Below are 266 nucleotides of genomic sequence, written 5' to 3' on the forward strand. Positions count from 1 at the left end.
GGCATCGATGCGGGCAAGGCCGTGATGTTCGAGGATCTGGCGCGCAATCTGGTCGTCCCCAAAGCGCTTGGCATGAAAACCGTGCTGGTGGTGCCGAACAATTTTGAGCCTACTTTTTCCGAAATATGGGAAAGCGATCCCGAGTTCACCGATCAGGTGGACTATGTGACCGACAACCTGACCCGGTTTCTGGAAGAAATTGTTGCGCCAAGATAGGCATTTCACCGGCCTTGAAAAATGGCTGGACGCGGCAGCGCATCGTGTTC

1 pseudogene is annotated in these 266 nt (G+C 54.5%); it reads left to right on the forward strand.

What is annotated here, in order from left to right:
- Positions 1-216: pseudogene (locus R0J92_RS23565) on the forward strand (pyrimidine 5'-nucleotidase); the annotation flags it as partial.
- Between the last annotated feature and the right edge of the window lie 50 nt (positions 217-266).

It is taken from the genome of Tritonibacter sp. SIMBA_163 (assembly GCF_046535935.1).
Lineage (GTDB): Bacteria > Pseudomonadota > Alphaproteobacteria > Rhodobacterales > Rhodobacteraceae > Epibacterium > Epibacterium scottomollicae.